Origin of the sequence: Streptomyces sp. NPDC059564, assembly GCF_042735575.1 — a bacterium.
Taxonomy (GTDB): domain Bacteria; phylum Actinomycetota; class Actinomycetes; order Streptomycetales; family Streptomycetaceae; genus Streptomyces.
This window is the reverse complement of record NZ_JBHWBP010000008.1, coordinates 43,065-61,909: the sequence shown is the minus strand read 5'-3', so window position 1 is coordinate 61,909 and position 18,845 is coordinate 43,065. Positions and strand designations below refer to the sequence as shown.

At 73.8% G+C, this 18,845-nt stretch carries 16 protein-coding genes; 11 read left to right on the top strand and 5 right to left on the bottom strand.

Going from position 1 to position 18,845, the window contains the following annotated elements; all coding sequences use genetic code 11:
• Positions 1 to 99: 99 nt before the first annotated feature.
• From ACFV0Q_RS03655 to ACFV0Q_RS03620, 8 genes are all read left to right on the top strand, one after another.
• The gene (locus tag ACFV0Q_RS03655; protein WP_384999867.1) at positions 100 to 780 is read left to right on the top strand and encodes a two-component system response regulator; all 681 of its coding nucleotides are present in this window, start codon (positions 100 to 102) and stop codon (positions 778 to 780) included.
• Between the two features lie 154 nt (positions 781 to 934).
• Positions 935 to 3,703 carry a DNA translocase FtsK gene (locus ACFV0Q_RS03650; RefSeq protein ID WP_384999864.1) on the top strand — a complete coding sequence of 923 codons (2,769 nt, stop codon included), beginning with the start codon at positions 935 to 937 and terminating at the stop codon, positions 3,701 to 3,703.
• A 208-nt stretch (positions 3,704 to 3,911) separates the two neighbouring features.
• Positions 3,912 to 4,805 (top strand): RodZ domain-containing protein, encoded by an 894-nt coding sequence (locus ACFV0Q_RS03645; protein WP_384999862.1) that lies wholly within the window; start codon positions 3,912 to 3,914, stop codon positions 4,803 to 4,805.
• A 125-nt stretch (positions 4,806 to 4,930) separates the two neighbouring features.
• Positions 4,931 to 6,424 (top strand): 30S ribosomal protein S12 methylthiotransferase RimO, encoded by a 1,494-nt coding sequence (gene rimO, locus ACFV0Q_RS03640; protein ID WP_384999859.1) that lies wholly within the window; start codon positions 4,931 to 4,933, stop codon positions 6,422 to 6,424.
• Positions 6,421 to 7,077, top strand: coding sequence for a CDP-diacylglycerol--glycerol-3-phosphate 3-phosphatidyltransferase (gene pgsA, locus ACFV0Q_RS03635; protein WP_384999856.1), 657 nt, complete (start codon positions 6,421 to 6,423; stop codon positions 7,075 to 7,077). Before rimO ends, pgsA begins: the two co-directional genes overlap by 4 nt.
• 86 nt (positions 7,078 to 7,163) lie before the next feature.
• Entirely contained in the window at positions 7,164 to 7,643 is a 480-nt protein-coding gene (locus ACFV0Q_RS03630; RefSeq protein WP_384999885.1) for a CinA family protein, read from the top strand.
• Between the two features lie 109 nt (positions 7,644 to 7,752).
• Positions 7,753 to 8,133 (top strand): helix-turn-helix domain-containing protein, encoded by a 381-nt coding sequence (locus tag ACFV0Q_RS03625; protein ID WP_007266936.1) that lies wholly within the window; start codon positions 7,753 to 7,755, stop codon positions 8,131 to 8,133.
• A gap of 253 nt (positions 8,134 to 8,386) precedes the next feature.
• Complete coding sequence (locus ACFV0Q_RS03620; protein ID WP_384999853.1) at positions 8,387 to 8,686, top strand: hypothetical protein; 300 nt, start codon at positions 8,387 to 8,389, stop codon at positions 8,684 to 8,686.
• On the opposite strand, the gene ACFV0Q_RS03615 is transcribed toward ACFV0Q_RS03620, so the two are convergent.
• The 4 genes from ACFV0Q_RS03615 to ACFV0Q_RS03600 all read right to left on the bottom strand — a co-directional run bounded on the left by ACFV0Q_RS03615 (position 8,634) and on the right by ACFV0Q_RS03600 (position 15,801).
• Positions 8,634 to 9,401: an SDR family NAD(P)-dependent oxidoreductase gene (locus ACFV0Q_RS03615; protein WP_384999850.1), complete on the bottom strand. Its 768-nt coding sequence runs from the start codon at positions 9,399 to 9,401 to the stop codon at positions 8,634 to 8,636. The two genes, ACFV0Q_RS03620 and ACFV0Q_RS03615, sit on opposite strands and share 53 nt — an antisense overlap.
• Positions 9,402 to 9,437: 36 nt before the next feature.
• Positions 9,438 to 10,250 (bottom strand): Fpg/Nei family DNA glycosylase, encoded by an 813-nt coding sequence (locus tag ACFV0Q_RS03610; RefSeq protein ID WP_384999847.1) that lies wholly within the window; start codon positions 10,248 to 10,250, stop codon positions 9,438 to 9,440.
• A 98-nt stretch (positions 10,251 to 10,348) separates the two neighbouring features.
• On the bottom strand, positions 10,349 to 11,044 hold the full coding sequence (locus ACFV0Q_RS03605) for a hypothetical protein (protein WP_384999844.1): 696 nt from the start codon (positions 11,042 to 11,044) through the stop codon (positions 10,349 to 10,351).
• 167 nt (positions 11,045 to 11,211) lie between these two features.
• Positions 11,212 to 15,801: an ATP-dependent helicase gene (locus ACFV0Q_RS03600; protein ID WP_384999841.1), complete on the bottom strand. Its 4,590-nt coding sequence runs from the start codon at positions 15,799 to 15,801 to the stop codon at positions 11,212 to 11,214.
• 79 nt (positions 15,802 to 15,880) lie between these two features.
• On the opposite strand from ACFV0Q_RS03600, the gene ACFV0Q_RS03595 reads away from it, so the two are divergent.
• The 3 genes from ACFV0Q_RS03595 (at position 15,881) to ACFV0Q_RS03585 (ending at position 17,834) form a co-directional block, all read left to right on the top strand.
• Positions 15,881 to 16,735, top strand: a complete 855-nt coding sequence (locus tag ACFV0Q_RS03595) for an AraC family transcriptional regulator (protein ID WP_384999838.1) — start codon at positions 15,881 to 15,883, stop codon at positions 16,733 to 16,735.
• Between the two features lie 77 nt (positions 16,736 to 16,812).
• Entirely contained in the window at positions 16,813 to 17,529 is a 717-nt protein-coding gene (locus ACFV0Q_RS03590; protein WP_384999835.1) for an AzlC family ABC transporter permease, read from the top strand.
• Complete coding sequence (locus ACFV0Q_RS03585) at positions 17,526 to 17,834, top strand: AzlD domain-containing protein (protein ID WP_384999833.1); 309 nt, start codon at positions 17,526 to 17,528, stop codon at positions 17,832 to 17,834. The genes ACFV0Q_RS03590 and ACFV0Q_RS03585 overlap by 4 nt, the downstream gene beginning before the upstream one ends.
• Here the strand turns inward: ACFV0Q_RS03585 and ACFV0Q_RS03580 are convergent.
• Positions 17,803 to 18,795 carry a hypothetical protein gene (locus ACFV0Q_RS03580; RefSeq protein WP_384999830.1) on the bottom strand — a complete coding sequence of 331 codons (993 nt, stop codon included), beginning with the start codon at positions 18,793 to 18,795 and terminating at the stop codon, positions 17,803 to 17,805. The two genes, ACFV0Q_RS03585 and ACFV0Q_RS03580, sit on opposite strands and share 32 nt — an antisense overlap.
• Positions 18,796 to 18,845 lie beyond the last annotated feature (50 nt).

Sequence of the window (18,845 nt, the reverse complement as noted above, 5' to 3'; positions counted from 1 at the left end):
ACGGACGGCGCAAGGATGCCGTCCTCTGGGGCGGGGCCCGGCGCACATGCCGGAGCCAGGAGCCGGGGAGGCCCCATGCCGGGGCGAGGAGGACAGGGCATGGTGCAGAAGGCCAAGATCCTCCTGGTCGACGACAGGCCGGAGAATCTGCTGGCGCTGGAGGCCATCCTCTCCGCGCTCGATCAGACACTGGTCCGGGCGTCGTCGGGGGAGGAAGCGCTCAAAGCGCTGCTGACGGACGATTTCGCGGTCATCCTGCTGGATGTCCAGATGCCGGGCATGGACGGATTCGAAACCGCCGCGCACATCAAGCGGCGCGAACGGACCCGGGACATCCCGATCATCTTCCTCACCGCGATCAACCACGGTCCGCACCACACCTTCCGCGGTTACGCGGCGGGAGCGGTGGACTACATCTCGAAGCCGTTCGACCCGTGGGTGCTGCGCGCCAAGGTCTCGGTCTTCGTCGAGCTCTACACGAAGAACTGCCAACTGCGGGAACAGGCGGCCCTGCTGCGCCTCCAGCTGGAGGGCGGCGGTTCCACCGGTGAGGGCAGCAAGGAGACGGCCGGGCTGCTGGCCGAGCTCTCCGCGCGGCTCGCCGCCGTCGAGGAGCAGGCCGAGGCCCTGACCAAGCAGCTCGGTGAGGACTCGGCCGACGCCGCGGTCGTGGCCACCGCCGCCCACCTGGAGCGCAAGCTGACCGGGCTGCGGCGGGCGCTGGACGCCCTGGAGCCGGGGACCGGCGGGGGAGCGCCGATGCTGCCCGCGCAGGGCTGAGTCCTCCCGTACGACGAAGACACCCGCCTCCGGCCCGGGCTGGGCGGGCGTCAGGTCTGCCGGGGCGTCAAAGCGCGTACGGACGGGGCGACACGAACGGGTGAAGGGGTGGGCACGCGTGTCCACCGGCGTGCGCACCGGTAACCTCGGCCCCATGGCCTCAAGTACGTCCGGCAAGGGTTCCCAGAGCACCGCGGGCACCGCGAAGGGCCGCACCGGCCGTACGACGGCGCCGGCCAAGAAGGCGGCCCCCGCCCGCAAGGCTCCCGCGAAGAAGGCCGCGGCGGCCAGGCGCGCCCCGGTCAAGAAGGTCGCCGCCAAACCGGCGCCGTCCCCCACCGGGGGCGTGGTGCGGCTGGTGCGCGCCTGCTGGCTCGGTCTCGCGCACGCCATCGGCGCGGTCCTGCGCGGACTCGGCCGCGGAGCCAAGAACCTCGACCCCGCGCACCGCAAGGACGGGGTCGCGCTGCTGCTGCTGGCCCTGGCGCTGATCGTCGCCGCCGGGACCTGGTCGAACCTGAGCGGGCCCGTCGGGGACCTGGTCACGATGCTGGTCACCGGCGCGTTCGGGCGCCTGGACCTGCTCGTGCCGATCCTGCTCGGGGTCATGGCGGTGCGGTTCATCCGGCACCCCGAGCAGACCGACGCCAACGGGCGGATCGGCATCGGCCTGTCCGCCCTGGTCATCGGCGTCCTCGGGCTGGTCCACATCGCCTGCGGGGCGCCCGGCCGCGACGAGGGCACCACCGCGATGCAGAACGCGGGCGGGCTCGTCGGCTGGGGCGCCTCCAAGCCGCTCATCTTCACCATGGGCGCGCCGCTGGCCGTGCCCATGCTGGTGCTGCTCACGGTGTTCGGGCTGCTGGTGGTCACCGCGACCCCGGTCAACGCGATCCCGCAGCGGCTGCGCCGGCTCGGGATCCGGCTCGGGATCATCGCGCCGAACCAGTACGACGAGGGGTACGGGGAGCAGGACGGCGCCGCCGGGCGGCGGGACCGTCACGACGCCGAGCAGTGGCGGGCCCGCTCGGGCGGCGACGGCGTCGCGGACCCCGTCGACGAGGCCGAGGAGGCCGCGCTCGCCCGGCGGCGCCGGACGCGGCGCAGTGCCGCGCGGCCCGGGGAGCGGGAGATGGACGCCGTCGACGTGGCCGCGGCGGCCGCCGCCGCGCTGGACGGGGTGGTCTACGGGGGGCTGCCGCCGTCCCCGCTGGTCGCCGACCTCACCCAGGGGATCTCCGTGGAGGGGAAGGGCGTGGAGGTCACCGCTCCGGTGCCGCCCGCCCGGGAGGAGCGGCCCGCCGCCCCGGCCGTCCCGGTGGAGGCCGACGCGCCGCACGAGCGGACCGCCGCGGCCTCCGGGACGCTGTCGGTGCCGGACCTGACGAAGGCCCCGCCCGAGGCCCAGCCGCTGCCGCCGCGCGCCGAACAGCTCCAGCTGCGCGGGGACATCACGTACGCACTGCCCTCGCTGGACCTGCTGGAGAAGGGCGGGCCCGGGAAGACCCGTAGCGCCGCCAACGACGCGGTCGTCGCCTCGCTGACGAACGTGTTCACCGAGTTCAAGGTCGACGCGCAGGTCACCGGCTTCACCCGGGGCCCGACGGTCACCCGCTACGAGGTGACGCTCGGCGCCGCCGTGAAGGTCGAGCGGATCACGGCGCTGGCGAAGAACATCGCCTACGCGGTGGCCTCCCCGGACGTGCGGATCATCAGCCCGATCCCGGGGAAGTCCGCGGTCGGCATCGAGATCCCGAACACCGACCGCGAGATGGTCAACCTGGGCGACGTGCTGCGCCTCGCGGACGCCGCCGAGGACGACCACCCGATGCTGGTCGCGCTGGGCAAGGACGTCGAGGGCGGCTACGTCATGGCCAACCTCGCGAAGATGCCGCACGTGCTGGTGGCCGGCGCCACCGGTTCCGGAAAGTCCTCCTGCATCAACTGCCTGATCACCTCGGTGATGGTGCGGGCCACCCCGGAGGACGTGCGGATGGTCCTCGTCGACCCCAAGCGGGTCGAGCTGACCGCGTACGAGGGCATCCCGCACCTGATCACGCCGATCATCACCAACCCCAAGCGGGCCGCCGAGGCCCTGCAGTGGGTGGTGCGCGAGATGGACCTGCGCTACGACGACCTCGCGGCCTTCGGCTACCGGCACATCGACGACTTCAACCAGGCGATCCGGGACGGCAAGATCAAGCTGCCGCCGGGCAGCGAGCGGGAGCTCAGCCCGTACCCGTACCTGCTGGTGATCGTCGACGAGCTCGCCGACCTGATGATGGTGGCGCCGCGCGACGTCGAGGACTCGATCGTCCGCATCACCCAGCTGGCCCGCGCGGCCGGCATCCACCTGGTGCTCGCCACCCAGCGGCCCTCGGTGGACGTGGTCACCGGCCTGATCAAGGCGAACGTGCCCTCGCGGCTGGCCTTCGCGACCTCCTCGCTGGCCGACAGCCGGGTCATCCTGGACCAGCCCGGCGCGGAGAAGCTGATCGGCAAGGGCGACGGGCTGTTCCTGCCGATGGGCGCCAACAAGCCGGTCCGCCTGCAGGGCGCCTTCGTCACCGAGGACGAGATCGCCGGGATCGTGCAGCACTGCAAGGACCAGATGGCGCCCGTCTTCCGGGACGACGTCACGGTCGGGCAGAAGCAGAAGAAGGAGATCGACGAGGAGATCGGCGACGACCTGGACCTGCTGTGCCAGGCGGCCGAGCTGGTGGTGTCCACCCAGTTCGGCTCCACCTCCATGCTCCAGCGCAAGCTGCGGGTGGGCTTCGCCAAGGCGGGCCGGCTCATGGACCTGATGGAGTCCCGGGGCGTGGTCGGCCCCAGCGAAGGGTCCAAGGCGCGCGACGTTCTGCTCAAGCCGGACGAACTGGACGGGGTCCTCGCCCTGATCCGCGGGGAGGACGCACCCTAGAACGGGGGTCCGTCCGGCTCACCCGACCGTATGGGATCGGCGGGCAACCGTTTCCCCCGGGCGCGCGTCAAGTTGAGCAGGGACAGCGGCGGGTCCTCCCGAAGCCATTCGGATGGCGTAGGGAGCGGACCCTCCGGTTGCCCCACCCTTTCGTCACCCCCCTAGACTGGTAATCCAGCAGGTGGCTACACGCTCGAAAGGCGCCCTCGTGTCCATCGGCAACTCCAACTCCCCCGAAGAAGAGCGTCCTTCGACCGACGACCGGTCCGAGGACCGCCTCGTCAAACACGCCGTCGAAGAACCGTCGATCGGGACGGCCCTCAAGAAGGCCCGGATCGCCGCCGGGCTGACAGTCGACGAGGTCAGTTCCACCACCCGCGTGCGCATCCCGATCGTGCACGCGATCGAAGAGGACGACTTCACGCGGTGCGGCGGCGACGTCTACGCCCGCGGTCACATCCGTACGCTCGCCCGCGCCGTGCACCTCGATCCGGCACCCCTGATCGACAGCTACGACGCGGCCCACGGCGGCCGGCCGGCACCCACCCCCGCCGCGCCGATGTTCGAAGCCGAGCGGATCCGCCCCGAACGGCAGCGGCCCAACTGGACCGCCGCCATGGTCGCCGCCATCGTCGCCGTGATCGGCTTCGTCGGCTTCACCGCCTTCAGTGGCGGGGACGGCCAGACCAAGCGGCCGGTGGCGGAAGGTTCCGCCTCCCCGAAGCCGGCGCCCAAGCAGCCCGCGGGCAAGCCCGCCGCCCAGCCCCAGACCCCGCAGTCACCCAAGCCGGAGCCGTCCGACAGCGCCATCGCCGCGGCCCCCAAGGACCTCGTCACGGTCGTCCTGACGGCCGACACCGGTGAGAGCTGGGTCTCCGTGAAGGACCACAGCGGACACCTGCTGTTCGACGGAACCCTCGCACGGGGTGAGTCGAAGACCTTCACGGACAAGGAGTCCGTCGACCTCGTGCTCGGCGATGCCGGGGCCGTCAAGCTGTTCGTGAACGGCAACGAGATCAAGGAGCACTTCGAGGAGGGCCAGGTGGCGCGCCTCAAGTACACCAAGGACGATCCCCGCCAGGGCCAGGCGCAGGCGGGCTGACCAGCACGGAATAAGAAATTCCAGATCCCCGGGACGCCGCGCGGCACCAGCCGCCGGCCCCGGGGATCTTGTTGTGGGGGGACTTGGGGCAGGGGCCGGCGCCGGGACGAAGTAGTCTTGAGTCCATGCCCGAACGCCGTACCGTCGCCCTTGTCACTCTTGGCTGCGCCCGTAACGAGGTGGACTCGGAGGAGCTCGCAGGCCGCTTGGCGGCGGATGGCTGGGAGCTCGTCGAGGACGCCGCCGACGCGGACGTAGCCGTCGTCAACACCTGTGGCTTCGTCGAAGCCGCCAAGAAGGACTCCGTAGACGCCCTGCTGGAAGCCAACGATCTCAAGGATCACGGCAAGACCCAGGCCGTCGTCGCCGTCGGCTGTATGGCCGAGCGCTACGGCAAGGAACTCGCCGAAGCGCTCCCCGAAGCCGACGGAGTCCTCGGCTTCGACGACTACGCCGACATCTCCGACCGCCTCCAGACGATCCTCAACGGTGGCATCCACGCCTCCCACACCCCGCGCGACCGGCGCAAGCTGCTGCCGATCAGCCCGGCGGCACGCCAGGACGCCGAGGTGGCCCTGCCCGGACACGCCCAGGAGCCGGAGGCCGCCCCCGAGGACCTCCCGGAGGGCGTCGCGCCCGCTTCCGGGCCGCGCGCCCCGCTGCGCCGCCGCCTCGACAAGAGCCCCGTCGCCTCGGTCAAGCTCGCCTCCGGCTGCGACCGCCGCTGCTCCTTCTGCGCCATCCCGTCCTTCCGCGGCTCGTTCATCTCCCGCCGCCCCAGCGACGTGCTGGGCGAGACGCGCTGGCTCGCCGAGCAGGGCGTCAAGGAGATCATGCTGGTCTCCGAGAACAACACCTCGTACGGCAAGGACCTCGGCGACATCCGCCTGCTGGAGACCCTGCTGCCCGAGCTGGCCGAGGTGGACGGCATCGAGCGCGTCCGCGTCAGCTACCTCCAGCCCGCCGAGATGCGGCCCGGGCTGATCGACGTACTCACCTCGACCCCCAAGGTCGTCCCGTACTTCGACCTCTCCTTCCAGCACTCGGCCCCCGACGTGCTGCGCGCCATGCGCCGCTTCGGTGACACCGACCGCTTCCTGGAGCTGCTGGACACCATCCGCGCCAAGGCCCCGCAGGCCGGCGTCCGGTCCAACTTCATCGTCGGCTTCCCCGGCGAGAAGGAGTCGGACTTCGCCGAGCTGGAGCGTTTCCTCACTCACGCCCGCCTCGACGCCATCGGCGTCTTCGGCTACTCCGACGAGGACGGCACCGAAGCCGTCACCTACGACGGCAAGCTGGACGCGGACACCATCGCGGAGCGCCTCGCGCACATGCAGCGGCTCGCCGAGGAGCTCACCTCCCAGCGCGCGGAGGAGCGGATCGGCGAGACCCTTGAGGTGCTCGTCGAGACGGTCGTCCCCCTCGACGAGGCGGAGGAGGGCGAGGGTGCCTACGGGCGCGCCGCCCACCAGGCGCCCGAGACCGACGGCCAGGTCGTCTTCACGGACGGCACGGGCCTGGTCCCGGGGCGCATCGTCACGGCGAAGGTGGTCGGAACGCTGGGTGTGGACCTGGTGGCCGAGGCCCTCGGCATGGAGCTTGAGGAGGCGGCCGGATGACCGGTGTCCCGGCATCGGCGGCGGGCGGGACCGGCCGCCGGCCCACGCCCGGCGCGAAGCTCGGGACCGCGGCCGTCAATCAGGCCAGCCTGTGGAACATCGCCAACATCCTGACGATGATCCGGCTCGTCCTCGTGCCGGGATTCGTCCTGCTGCTGCTCGCCGACGGGGGCTACGACCCCGTCTGGCGGGCGTGGGCGTGGGCGGCCTTCGCCGTCGCCATGATCACGGACATCTTCGACGGACACCTGGCCAGGACGTACAACCTGGTCACGGACTTCGGGAAGATCGCCGACCCCATCGCCGACAAGGCGATCATGGGGTCGGCTCTCGTGTGTCTGTCCTGGCTCGGCGACCTGCCCTGGCTGGTGACGGGGGTGATCCTCGGGCGCGAGCTCGGGATCACGCTGATGCGCTTCTGGGTGATCCGCTACGGAGTGATTCCGGCCAGCCGGGGCGGCAAGCTGAAGACGCTGGCCCAGGGCACCGCCGTGGGCATGTACGTACTCGCGCTGACGGGGCCGCTCGCCACCCTGCGGTACTGGGTGATGGCGGTCGCCGTCGTGCTGACCGTGGTCACCGGTCTGGACTACATCCGGCAGGCCGTGGTGCTGCGCCGGGCCGGACTGGCGGCGGAGCGGGCCTCGAGGTGACATACGGGGCGGGCGGGCTGCCGGAGGAATCCGGTGCGGCGGAAGGCGTCGCGGGGGCGGTCGGCGTGGCCGGGGACGTGCTGAGGATGCTCGCGGAGCGTGACCAGACGCTCGCGGTCGCGGAATCGCTCACCGGAGGGATGGTCGCTGCCGAGATCACGGCGGTGCCGGGGGCCTCGCGCTCCTTCCTCGGCTCGGTCACGGCGTACGCCACTGAACTCAAGCACCGCGTCCTCGGGGTGGACGCGGAGCTGCTCGCGGCGGAAGGCGCGGTGAACGCGCAGGTCGCGGCGGAGATGGCGGCCGGAGTGCGGCGGGTCACGGGCGCCTCGTGGGGGATCGCGACCACCGGAGTGGCCGGTCCGGACCCCCAGGACGGGCAGCCGGTGGGCACGGTTTTCATCGCCGTGGCCGGTCCCGCGGGCAGGAAAACGGCCCTGTTGAGGTTGAACGGCTCCCGTACGGAAATCCGTAGGGAGAGTGTACGGACCGTGCTCGAACTCCTCTCGAGCGAACTCCGCGAGAATCTGCGGGGGCAGGATACGGAACAGAACGGGGGGATTTGATGTTTGCAGCCCTGAGTGAACACGACATCGCTCCCCGCACGGCCGCGGCGCGAGGCGGTACGGTGGGGCGTGAAGGTTACGGCTACACGGTCAGAGGAGGGAGCCACCGATGATTCTGCTCCGTCGCCTGCTGGGTGACGTGCTGCGTCGGCAGCGCCAGCGCCAGGGCCGTACTCTGCGCGAAGTCTCCTCGTCCGCCCGAGTTTCGCTCGGCTATCTCTCCGAGGTGGAGCGGGGGCAGAAGGAGGCATCCTCCGAGCTGCTCTCCGCGATCTGCGACGCGTTGGACGTACGGATGTCCGAGCTGATGCGCGAAGTCAGTGACGAGCTGTCGCTGGCGGAGCTTGCGCAGTCGGCCGCCGCAAGCGAACCGGTGCCGGCACCGGTGCGCCCGATGCTCAATTCGGTCTCCGTGGCTTCGGTCACGGGCGGGCCGGAACGGGTGACCATCAAGGCACCCGTGGAAGCGGTGAATGTCGTAGCCGCTTGAGCGTGACGACAAGCATGTGAGTGTGGCGGGAGCCCCGGGTGGTGAGTGATGCACCGGCCGGGGCTCTTTGCCGTCCGCCCGACGTTGGTCCGCCCGACGTTGGCCCGCCCCCGCCGTTCGGTCGTCGCCGGGGCGCATGGGCGACGCGGCGGGTGTTCTGGGTGCGGGGGCCGGGGTACTGCGGGAGGATGGGCCCGTCCGGGATCCGGCCCTCCCCCAGACTCCGTCCGGGGGGACCCCCGTGGAGGTGTCCGTGCGGAGGTTGCTCATACCCCTCGCGCTGGCGGTGGGCGTGCTCTGGTGGTGGGCCGTACTGCGCCTCGCCCTGGTCCCGGAGGACTCCGGGACCGTGGAGGGCGCCGTGGCCGTGGGCGGCTGGGGGCTGGGGCTGCTGCCGGTGCACTGCACGGGCCGGGTGCCCGTACGCAGGGCCCGGGGGGCCGCGGGGGCTACTGGGGGCGCTGACGGGGTTGAGGGGGCCGACGGGGCCGCCGAAGGGGCTACCAGGGCATCGACACTCCGCCGTTCGGGCGCAGGATCTGGCCCGTCATGAAGGACGAGGCGTCGCAGGCCAGGTAGAGCACCGCCTGCGCGATGTCCTCGGGCTGCCCGACCCGGCGCAGCGGGGACATCCGGACCATCGCCGCCTCCGTCCGGTCCTGGACCTCGGCGCCGTGCCGGCCGGTCATCGGGGTGCGGATCCAGCCCGGGGCGACGGCGTTGACGCGGATGCCGTGCGGGCCGGCCTCGGTGGCGAGGGTCTTCGTCAGCTGGACCACGGCCGCCTTGGCGGCGCTGTAGCAGAGCAGGCCGGGCTGGGCGGCGTCCACGGCGCCCGAGGCCATGGTGATCACCGAGCCGGGGCGGCCCGCGGAGATCATGGAGCGGACCGCCTCCTGGCAGGTGCGCAGGACCCCCTTGAAGTTGACGTCCAGGATCCGGTCGAGGTCCTCGTCGGTGGTCTCCAGGACGCTGCTGGTGTGCATCACCCCGGCGATGGCGGCGGTGACGTCGAGGGGCCCGGCCGCGGCGACGGCGGCCCGCAGCGCGGCGCGGTCGGTGACGTCGAGGGGGTGGGCGGTGGCGGCGCCGCCGGCCTTGGTGATCAGGGCCGTGGTCTCGGCGAGGCCCGGCTCGTCGCGGTCCGCGCAGTGCACGGCCGCGCCCGCCGCGGCGAGCAGGACGGCGGTGGCGCGGCCTATGCCGCTGGCGGCTCCGGTGACGAGCGCGGTGCGGCCGGTGAGGTCGTACGCGGTGGGTGTGGGCATGCAGGGACCGTACGAGTGGATCTGACGGGGCGTCAACTATGCTGCCGGGGCCGGACCCGTCTGGCAGCGCGGGCACCAGTACGTCGGGCGGTCGTCCTGCGGGGCCTCGCGCACGGGGGTGCCGCAGCGCAGGCAGGGGCGGTGCGCGCGGCCGTACACGAAGAGCTCCTGGCCGGGGCGGTGGCGGCCGGTGGTGTTGCGGCGCCGCGGCCGGGCGGGGTCGCCGGTGTTCGCGGCCAGCAGGCGCCGGGCGGCGGCGGCCAGGCGGGGGAGGGTGGTCTCCGGCGCGGGGAGCGCGCCGACCGGGGTCCAGGGGGTCGCCTGGGCCAGGAAGCAGAGCTCGGCCTTGTAGATGTTGCCGATGCCCGCCAGGTTGCGCTGGTCGAGCAGGGCCTCGCCCAGGGGCCGTCCGGGGTCGGCGAGGAGGTTGGCGGCCGCCTTGGCCGCGTCCCAGTCGGGGCCGAGGAGGTCGGGGCCGAGATGGCCCACCGCGCGGGCCTCGTCGGCGGTGCGGAGGAGTTCGAGGACGGGGAGGCGGTAGCCGACGGCCGTGGCGTCGGCGGTGGCGAGGACCGCCCGGATCTCGAAGGCGGGGCCGCCGTGCCACTTCTCGCCCGGGCCGAACACGTACCAGGCGCCGTCCATCCGCAGGTGGCTGTGGAGGGTCAGGCCGCCTTCCAGGCGGGCCAGGAGGTGCTTGCCGCGCGGGGTGACGTCCAGGGTGGTGCGCCCGGTGAGGTCGGCGGTGGCGAAGCGGGGGACGCGCAGGTCGGCGGTGGTCAGGGGCTTGCCGGCGAGGGCGGTGTGGAGGCGGGCCGCCGCGCGGTGGACGCTGTCTCCTTCGGGCATGGCCCCATTGTCGCTCCGCGGCCCGGCCGGACGGGGACGAGCCCCCGCGCCGGGGTGCCGGTGCGGGGGCTCGTCGGGGTGCGGTGGGTGGCCGCGGCCTACTTCCAGGTCAGGCCCTCCTTGAGGGTGAACGGGTCACCCCAGTACAGCGCGCCGGAGACCTTGGTCTCGGCCGAGGGAGCCAGCGCGACCACGCAGCTCGTCTGGGTCTGGCCGTTGGTGAACCCCTTCGGCATCGACTCGTTCTTGCACTTCTCGAACTTGCCGATGATGGAGAGGTCCTGCGCCTCGGTGCCGTCGCCGAGCAGGCCCTTGATGTAGTTGACCGAGGTGAAGGACAGGTCGGTGGTGCCCGTGTTCTTCACCGTGTAGTGGATGTAGTAGGGCACCTTGCCCTTGGCCTGGTCGCCGAGCTTGAGCACGTCGAGGTCCGCGGCCTGGCCCTGCTCGATCTTGGTGACCGAGAGGGCGATCTGGCCCTTGGTGCTGCCGGACTTGTACGGGAACTCGGCCGCCTCGCCGATCTTGTACTTCTGGCCGGGCTTGGCCGCGCCGGCGGCGCCGCCGGGGGCCGGGGCGGCGGAGGACGGGGCGCCGCCGTAGCCGCCGGAAGCGCCGGTGCTCGGGGAGGCGGGGGTGCTGGGCTGGGAGGCGGGCGAGGACTGGCCGGCCGGCGAGCTCGGCTGCGGCGCCACGTCTTCGTTGCCGTCCTTGCAGCCCGTGAGGACGACGGTGCCGGCGACGGCCAGGCCGACCGCGGCCAGGGTGCTTCTGCGCATGCTGAAGGTGCTCATACTTCTTTTCCCCCATGTCGGTGTCTTCGTATCCACGGCGTCGAACGCGACGTGTGTGATCACCTTGATAAGGCACGGATAAGCACTTCGGGCAGCTCAGGGGCGCCTGGCGGCCGTTTCGTGACATGCCCAAGACATACGTGGCCGGGCTGAGACGCCCGGAGCCCTCAGCGGCGCAGCCGCAGCCCCCTCGGCGTGGCGTGGAAACCGGCCGCCTCCAGGGCGCGGCCCAGCGGGGAGGTCAGGGCCGCGGCCGTGTTGATCCGCTCCACCGTCAGGTCGGGCAGGGTGCCCGCCCGCGAGGCCGCCACCAGCGCCGCCGTCGCCGCCGCCAGACGCGGGTCGTCGACCTCCGGCCAGGCCAGCAGGGTCTTGCCGCCGCGCTCCAGGTACAGGGCGAGGTCACCGTCGACCAGGACCACCAGGGAGCCCGCCTTGCGGCCCGGCTTGTGCGTGGCGCCGGCCGGGGGCTCCGGCCAGGACAGGGCCGCCCCGTACGCGTTCGCCGGATCTGCGGCGGCCAGAACCACCGCCGCCAGCGGGGGCGGGGTCCGCTCGGCGGCCCGGAGGCGGTCCACCGCGCCGTCCATCGCGAACTGCGCCGCGCCCAGCCCCTCCACCACGTAACCCCGGCGGGCCTGCCCGCTGTCCTCGAACGCGGACAGGATCCGGTACACCGCGCTGAACCCGCCCTCGACCCCCTCGGCCGCCACCGCCCCGCGGGTGACCACCCCGTGCCGGTCCAGCAGGGTGCGGGCGAGCGCGTGGGCGCGGTGCGTCGGGTCGGGCGCGGGGTCCGGGAGCAGCGACCAGCGGCCCGAGACGGTGGGCGGTCCGGTACGGGAGACCGTGGCGCTCAGGGTCCCGTACCGGCCGCGCGGCACCGTACGGCGGGCCCGGTGGGCGGTGGCCCCGGCCGTACGGCCCGAGCCCAGCAGGGAACGCAGCGGGGCCAGGGTGTCGTTCGTCACCCGGCCCGACCAGGCCAGGTCCCACAGCGCCGAGGACAGTTCCAGGTCGGAGGCCTCCGGAAGACCGGCGCGGACGGACTCCGACAGCTGCCGGAAGAACAGGGCGTGCCCCGAGGAGAGGGCCTCCAGCACGCTCTGGTGCAGCGGCGACAGCTCCAGCGGGTGCGCGGGCGGGAGCAGCAGGGGCGCCGCGTCCGCCAGGTAGAGGGAGATCCAGCCGTCCTTCCCGGGCAGGGCTCCCGCGCCCGCCCAGACCACCTCGCCGGTGGTCGTCAGCTCGTCCAGCAGGGCCGGGGAGTACCCCGCCACCCGCGAGGGCAGGATCAGCCGCTCCAGAGCCGAGGCCGGCACCGGGGCCCCCTGGAGCTGCTCGACGGCGCGGGCCAGGCCGTCGATGCCGCGCAGGGCGCCGCCGAGGTGCTGCCACTGGGGCAGGAAGGTGGCCAGCGAGGCCGGCGGGACCGGCTCCAGTTCCTGCCGGAGCGCCGCCAGCGAGCGGCGCCGCAGCCTCCGCAGCACCGTCGCGTCGCACCACTCCTGGCCGATGCCCGCCGGATGGAACTCGCCCTGCACCACCCGGCCCGCCGCCGCGAGCCGGTGCAGGGCGCCGTCCGTCACCGCCGCGCCCAGGCCGAAGCGGGCGGCGGCGGTGGCGGTGGTGAACGGCCCGTGGGTGCGCGCGTACCGGGCCAGGAGATCGCCGAGGGGGTCCTTGACGGGCTCGGTGAAGGCCTCCGGAACGCCGACGGGCAGCGCCGTGCCCAGCGCGTCCCGCAGCCGGCCCGCGTCCTCGACCGCCGCCCAGTGGTCCGCGCCGCCGATCCGGACCCGGATCGCGCGGCGGGCCGCCGACAGGGCCGGCGCCCAGTCGGGCTCCGCGCCGCGCGCCGCCAGCTCCTCGTCGGTCAGCGGGCCCAGCAGGCGCAGCAGGTCGGCCACCGACTCGGCGTCCTTGGCCCGCCGGTCCTCCGTCAGCCACTGGAGTTCCCGCTCCAGTTCCTCCAGTACCTCCGCGTCGAGCAGTTCGCGCAGCTCCGCCTGGCCCAGCAGTTCGGCGAGCAGCCGGGAGTCCAGCGAGAGGGCCGCGGCCCGCCGTTCGGCGAGGGGCGAGTCGCCCTCGTAGAGGAACTGGGCGACATAACCGAACAGGAGGGAGCGGGCGAAGGGCGAGGGCTCGGGCGTGGTGACCTCGACCATGCGCACGCGCCGCGCCTCGATGTCGCCCATCAGCTCCGTCAGCCCCGGGACGTCGAACACGTCCTGGAGGCATTCCCGTACGGCTTCCAGCACGATCGGGAACGAGCCGAACTCGGACGCCACCTGGAGCAGTTGCGAGGCGCGCTGGCGCTGCTGCCACAGCGGGGTGCGCTTGCCCGGACTGCGCCGCGGCAGCAGCAGCGCGCGGGCCGCGCACTCGCGGAACCGGGAGGCGAACAGCGCCGATCCGCCGACCTGGTCGGTGACGATCCCGTTCACCTCGCCCGGGTCGAAGAGGACGTCGGCCGCGCCGAGCGGGGCCTGTTCGTCGTCGAAGGCGAAGTCCGCGGTGTGCGCGGGATCGTGGTCGAGGAGGTCCATGGAGAGCAGGTCGGCATCCGGCAGGCGCAGCACGATCCCGTCGTCGGCATGCATCACCTGGGCGTCCATGCCGTACTTCTCGGCGAGGCGGGCGCCGAGCGCCAGCGCCCAGGGGGCGTGCACCTGCGCGCCGAAGGGGGAGTGGACCACGACCCGCCAGTCGCCCAGCTCGTCGCGGAACCGCTCGACCACGATCGTCCGGTCGTCGGGCACGTGCCCGCAGGCCTCGCGCTGTTCGGCGAGGTACGCGAGGACGTTCTGCGCGGCCCAGCCGTCGAGACCGGCCGCCAGCAGCCGCAGCCGGGCGTCCTCCTCGGTCAGCGCGCCCAGCTCGCGCAGGAACGCGCCGACCGCGCGGCCCAGTTCGAGGGGCCGGCCCAGCTGGTCGCCCTTCCAGAACGGCAGCCGGCCCGGTACCCCGGGAGCGGGGGTGACCAGGACCCGGTCACGGGTGATGTCCTCGATCCGCCAGGACGTCGTGCCCAGGGTGAACACATCGCCCACGCGGGACTCGTAGACCATCTCCTCGTCGAGCTCGCCGACGCGGCCGCCGCCCTTCCTGGGGTCCGAGCCGGCCAGGAAGACGCCGAACAGGCCGCGGTCCGGGATGGTGCCGCCGGAGGTGACGGCGAGGCGCTGCGCGCCGGGCCGGCCCGTGATCGTCCCCGCCACCCGGTCCCACACCACCCGGGGTCTGAGCTCGGCGAACGCGTCCGAGGGATAGCGGCCGGCCAGCATGTCCAGCACCGCCGTGAACGCGGACTCCGGCAGCGCCGCGAACGGCGCGGCCCGCCGCACCAGGGCGAGGAGGTCGTCCAGCTGCCAGGTGTCCATCGCCGTCATCGCGACGAGCTGCTGGGCGAGGACGTCGAGCGGGTTCGAGGGGATGCGCAGCGACTCGATCGCCCCGATCCGCATCCGCTCGGTGACCACGGCGGCCTGGACCAGGTCCCCCCGGTACTTGGGGAAGACCACCCCCGTGGAGACCGCGCCCACCTGGTGTCCGGCGCGGCCGACGCGCTGGAGCCCGGAGGCCACCGAGGGCGGCGACTCCACCTGCACCACCAGGTCCACGGCGCCCATGTCGATGCCGAGCTCCAGGCTGGAGGTGGCGACCACGGCCGGCAGGCGGCCCGCCTTCAGGTCCTCCTCGACCAGCGCCCGCTGCTCCTTGGACACCGAACCGTGGTGCGCGCGGGCCAGCAGCGGCGGGGCGCCCAGCGCGGCGCCCGACTGGGCCATGACCTCGGCGGGCGGGGAGCCCTCGGGCAGCGGCTCGCCCAGGGCGCGCTCGTACGCGATCTCGTTGAGCCGGTTGCACAGGCGCTCCGCGAGACGCCGGGAGTTGGCGAACACGATCGTCGAACGGTGGGCCTGCACCAGGTCCGCGATCCGCTCCTCCACATGCGGCCAGATCGACGGCTTGTCGCCGCCCTCCCGGCCCTCGGTGGCGGGGGAGCCCCCCAGCACGCCCATGTCCTCGACCGGGACGACCACCGACAGGTCGAACTCCTTGTCCGACGGCGGCTGCACGATCTCCACCCGGCCGCGCGGGGCGAGGTACCGGGCCACCTCCTCCACCGGCCGGACCGTCGCCGACAGGCCGATCCGGCGCGCCGGGCGCGGCAGCAGCTCGTCCAGCCGCTCCAGGGACAGGGCCAGGTGCGCCCCGCGCTTGGTCCCGGCCACGGCGTGCACCTCGTCCAGGATGACCGTCTCGATCCCGGCCAGGGCCTTCCGGGCCGCCGAGGTCAGCATCAGGAACAGCGACTCCGGCGTGGTGATCAGAATGTCCGGCGGCCGGGTGGCCAGCGCGCGCCGCTCGGCGGGCGGGGTGTCCCCGGAGCGGATCCCCACCCGGATGTCCGGCTCGGGCAGGCCCAGGCGCGCCGACTCCTGCCGGATGCCCGTCAGGGGGCTGCGCAGGTTGCGCTCCACGTCCACCGCGAGGGCCTTCAGCGGGGACACGTACAGCACGCGGCAGCGCTTCTTCGGCTCGGCGGGCGGCGGCTCCGCCGCGAGCCGGTCGAGGGCGGCGAGGAAGGCGGCCAGCGTCTTGCCGGAGCCGGTCGGCGCCACGACGAGGACGTCCGAGCCCTCCCCGATCGCCCGCCACGCCCCTTCCTGGGCGGAGGTGGGCGTACGGAAGGCCCCCGTGAACCACGAGCGGGTCGCGGGGGAGAACGAATCGAGCGCAGCGCCTGCCATGCCCCCATCGTGCACCCCGCCACTGACAACGGACCGGACCTGCGCGGACGCCCCCGGCGGCGGCGCGCAGAATGGGGTCATGGGGACGGACGGGAGCGCCGGGCAGGACACGGGCCGCCGGGAGTGGGCACGGCACTGGCAGTACGCACAGCTGCCCGGGCTGGACCTGCTGCGCGCCCACTACGTACGCCACACCTTCCCCCGCCACGCGCACGACGGGTACGTCATCGCGGCCGTCACCGGTGGCGTCGAGGAGGTCGGCCTGCCCGCCCGCACCGTACGGGCCGGTCCCGGCAGTGTGGTGCTGATCAACCCCGAGGTGGCGCACACCGCGCGCGCCGGGGTGCCCGAGGGCTGGGCGTACGCCACCCTCTACCCCTCCCGGGACCTGATCGGCGAGGTCGCCGCCGAGATCGGCAGCCTGCGCGGCACCCCCGGTTTCACCGCCGACATGGTCAGCGACCCGGACGCCTCACGGGTGATCACCGAGGTCCACCGGGCCGCCGAGGCCGGGAACGCGCTCGCCGCCGACACCCTGCTGCGGGGCGTGGTGGCGCGGATGCTCACCCGGCACGCGGCCCCGCTGCCCGCCCGTACGGCACGGCGCGCGGGCGCCGCCGACGCCGAGCGGGCCCGGGCCGTCCTGGAGGAGCGCATCGCGCGGCCGCCCTCGCTGGAGCAGCTCGCGGCGGAACTCGGGACCAGCCCCTTCGCCCTGCTGCGGGCCTTCCGCGACCGGTACGGGATGCCGCCCCACACCTGGCTCACCGACGCCCGGGTCCGCCGCGCGCGACTGCTGCTCGACGCGGGCACCCCGCCCGCCGAGGCCGCCGTCAGCGTCGGCTTCACCGACCAGCCGCACCTGAACCGGCACTTCACCCGGATCGTCGGGGTTCCCCCGGGCGCGTACCGGCGGGAGCGGGCCGCGGGCTAGCCGCGGCGGCCGGTCGGGGGCCCGGACGTGCAAGAACGTACAAGACCCGGCCGCCGCGGCCCGCGTACGTTCGGGGCGTGGCAGAACATCGGACAGTGATACGAGAGACCCCCGGGGAGACGGCCCCCGGGCAGCCGCGGGCCGCGGTCGTGCGCGACGCACTCGGGGTGGGCGTGGCCGTCGGCCTGTCGGGATTCGCCTTCGGGGTGACCGCCGCCGGGGCCGGGATCAGCGTGCTGCAGGCCTGTGCGCTGAGCCTGCTCGTCTTCACCGGGGCCTCGCAGTTCGCCCTGGTCGGCGCCCTCGCCGCGGGCGGGAACCCCTTCACCGCGGCCGCCGGGGCCTTCTTCCTCGGCACCCGCAACGCCTTCTACGGGCTGCGGCTGTCGCGGCTGCTGGCGCTGCCCCGGGCCGTGCGCCCCTTCGCGGCGCACTGGGTGATCGACGAGACCACCGCCGTGGCGCTGGCCCAGCCCGACCGCACGTCGGCCCGGCTCGGGTTCACCGTCACCGGCCTCAGCCTCTACCTGCTGTGGAACCTGACCACCCTGCTGGGCGCGCTCGGCGCCGAGGCCATCGGGGACACCTCCGCCTGGGGACTGGACGCGGCCGGGCCCGCCGTGTTCCTCGCGCTGCTCGCGCCGATGCTCAAGACCGGCACCGAGCGGGCCGTCGCGGGCCTCGCCCTCGTCCTCGGGCTGGGCTTCCTGCCCGTCCTGCCCTCCGGGGTGCCCGTGCTGATCGCCGCGCTGGCCGCGCCCGCCGTGCTGTGGATGAAGGGACGCCGCTCGTGAACGTCTGGATCGCCATCGGGATCACCGTCGTCGGCTGCTACGCCGTCAAGCTCGCCGGACTGCTCGTCCCGGCCGGGGCCCTGGAACGGCCCGCGGTGCGCAGGCTGTCCGCCCTGCTGCCGGTCGCGCTGCTCGCCGCGCTCACCGCCCAGCAGACCTTCAGCACCGGCCACGAGCTGGTCCTCGACGCCCGGGCCGCCGGGCTGGCCGCCGCCGGGCTCGCCCTGCTGCTGCGCGCCCCCTTCCTCGTCGTGGTCGGGGCGGCGGTGCTGGTCACCGCGGGCGTACGGGCCCTGGCGGGCTGACGGCGCCGCCCGGCCCGCCCGGTCCGGCCGCGCCCACCGGCCGCCCGTACGCGCGCAGCGTCAGCAGCGCCTCCAGGGTGGCGATCGGCCGCCGCTCCAGCGAGCTGCCCGGCGCCCAGGCCCGGCGGCGCACCGGCCAGCCGCCGTCGGGCTGCTGCTCCGCCGCGAGGAAGTCCAGCGCGCGGCGCATCTCCTCGTCGGTGAACCAGCTCCGGGCCAGTGACTCCGGCCGCCGCGCGTAGTCGTACGGGAAGAGCTGCTCGCCGGGCGCGTAGCCGGGGGCGGGCGGGTACTCCTCGCGCCGGGCCGGGTCGAGCACCGCCAGGCGCCGCTCGCGCACGAGCCGGCCCAGCTGGTCCGCGGCCGCCGCGGCGCGGGCCCGGTCGGGGGCGCCGTCGAGGAAGGCCACCGCGCTCTGGACCTCGTACGGGTGCGAGTGGCGCAGCGTCTCGATCCGCTCCCAGCAGAAGTCCGTGGCGCGGAACAGCCAGGCGTGCCAGATCCGGTTGCGGTGCAGGACCCCGACGACGGGGCCCGTGGTCAGCAGCTCGCCCGGCGGGTCGTCGTACACGGGGTGGTAGGGGGCGGCCGGGTAGGCGCGCGGGGCCGGCAGGACCAGCGGGAGCGCGCCGTCGGCGGTGGAGACCCCGGTGAGGTGGCGGCAGAGCCGCTCGATGCGCTGCCCGGAGCAGCGGCCGAGGCTGTCGAGGACCCGCAGGGCGTGCGCGGTGTGCAGGGGCTGGCTCAGCGGGCCGCGCAGATCCGGGTCCAGCGCGTGTCCGTAGCCGCCGTCGCCGCCCAGGTACGCGCCGAGGGCCGCGTCCACCGCGTCGGCGTCGCCGCCGAGGAAGTGGAAGGAGAACCGCCGCTGCTCCAGCACCCGGGCCGTGAGCCAGATGAACTGTTCGGCACGGGCCAGTGGGGCGGGCGGGGCCGGTGGGGGAGATTCGTCTCCAGGCATGCGTGCCACCGTAGGACGCCCGCTGGGGAAGGAGGGGACCAATGGGACGG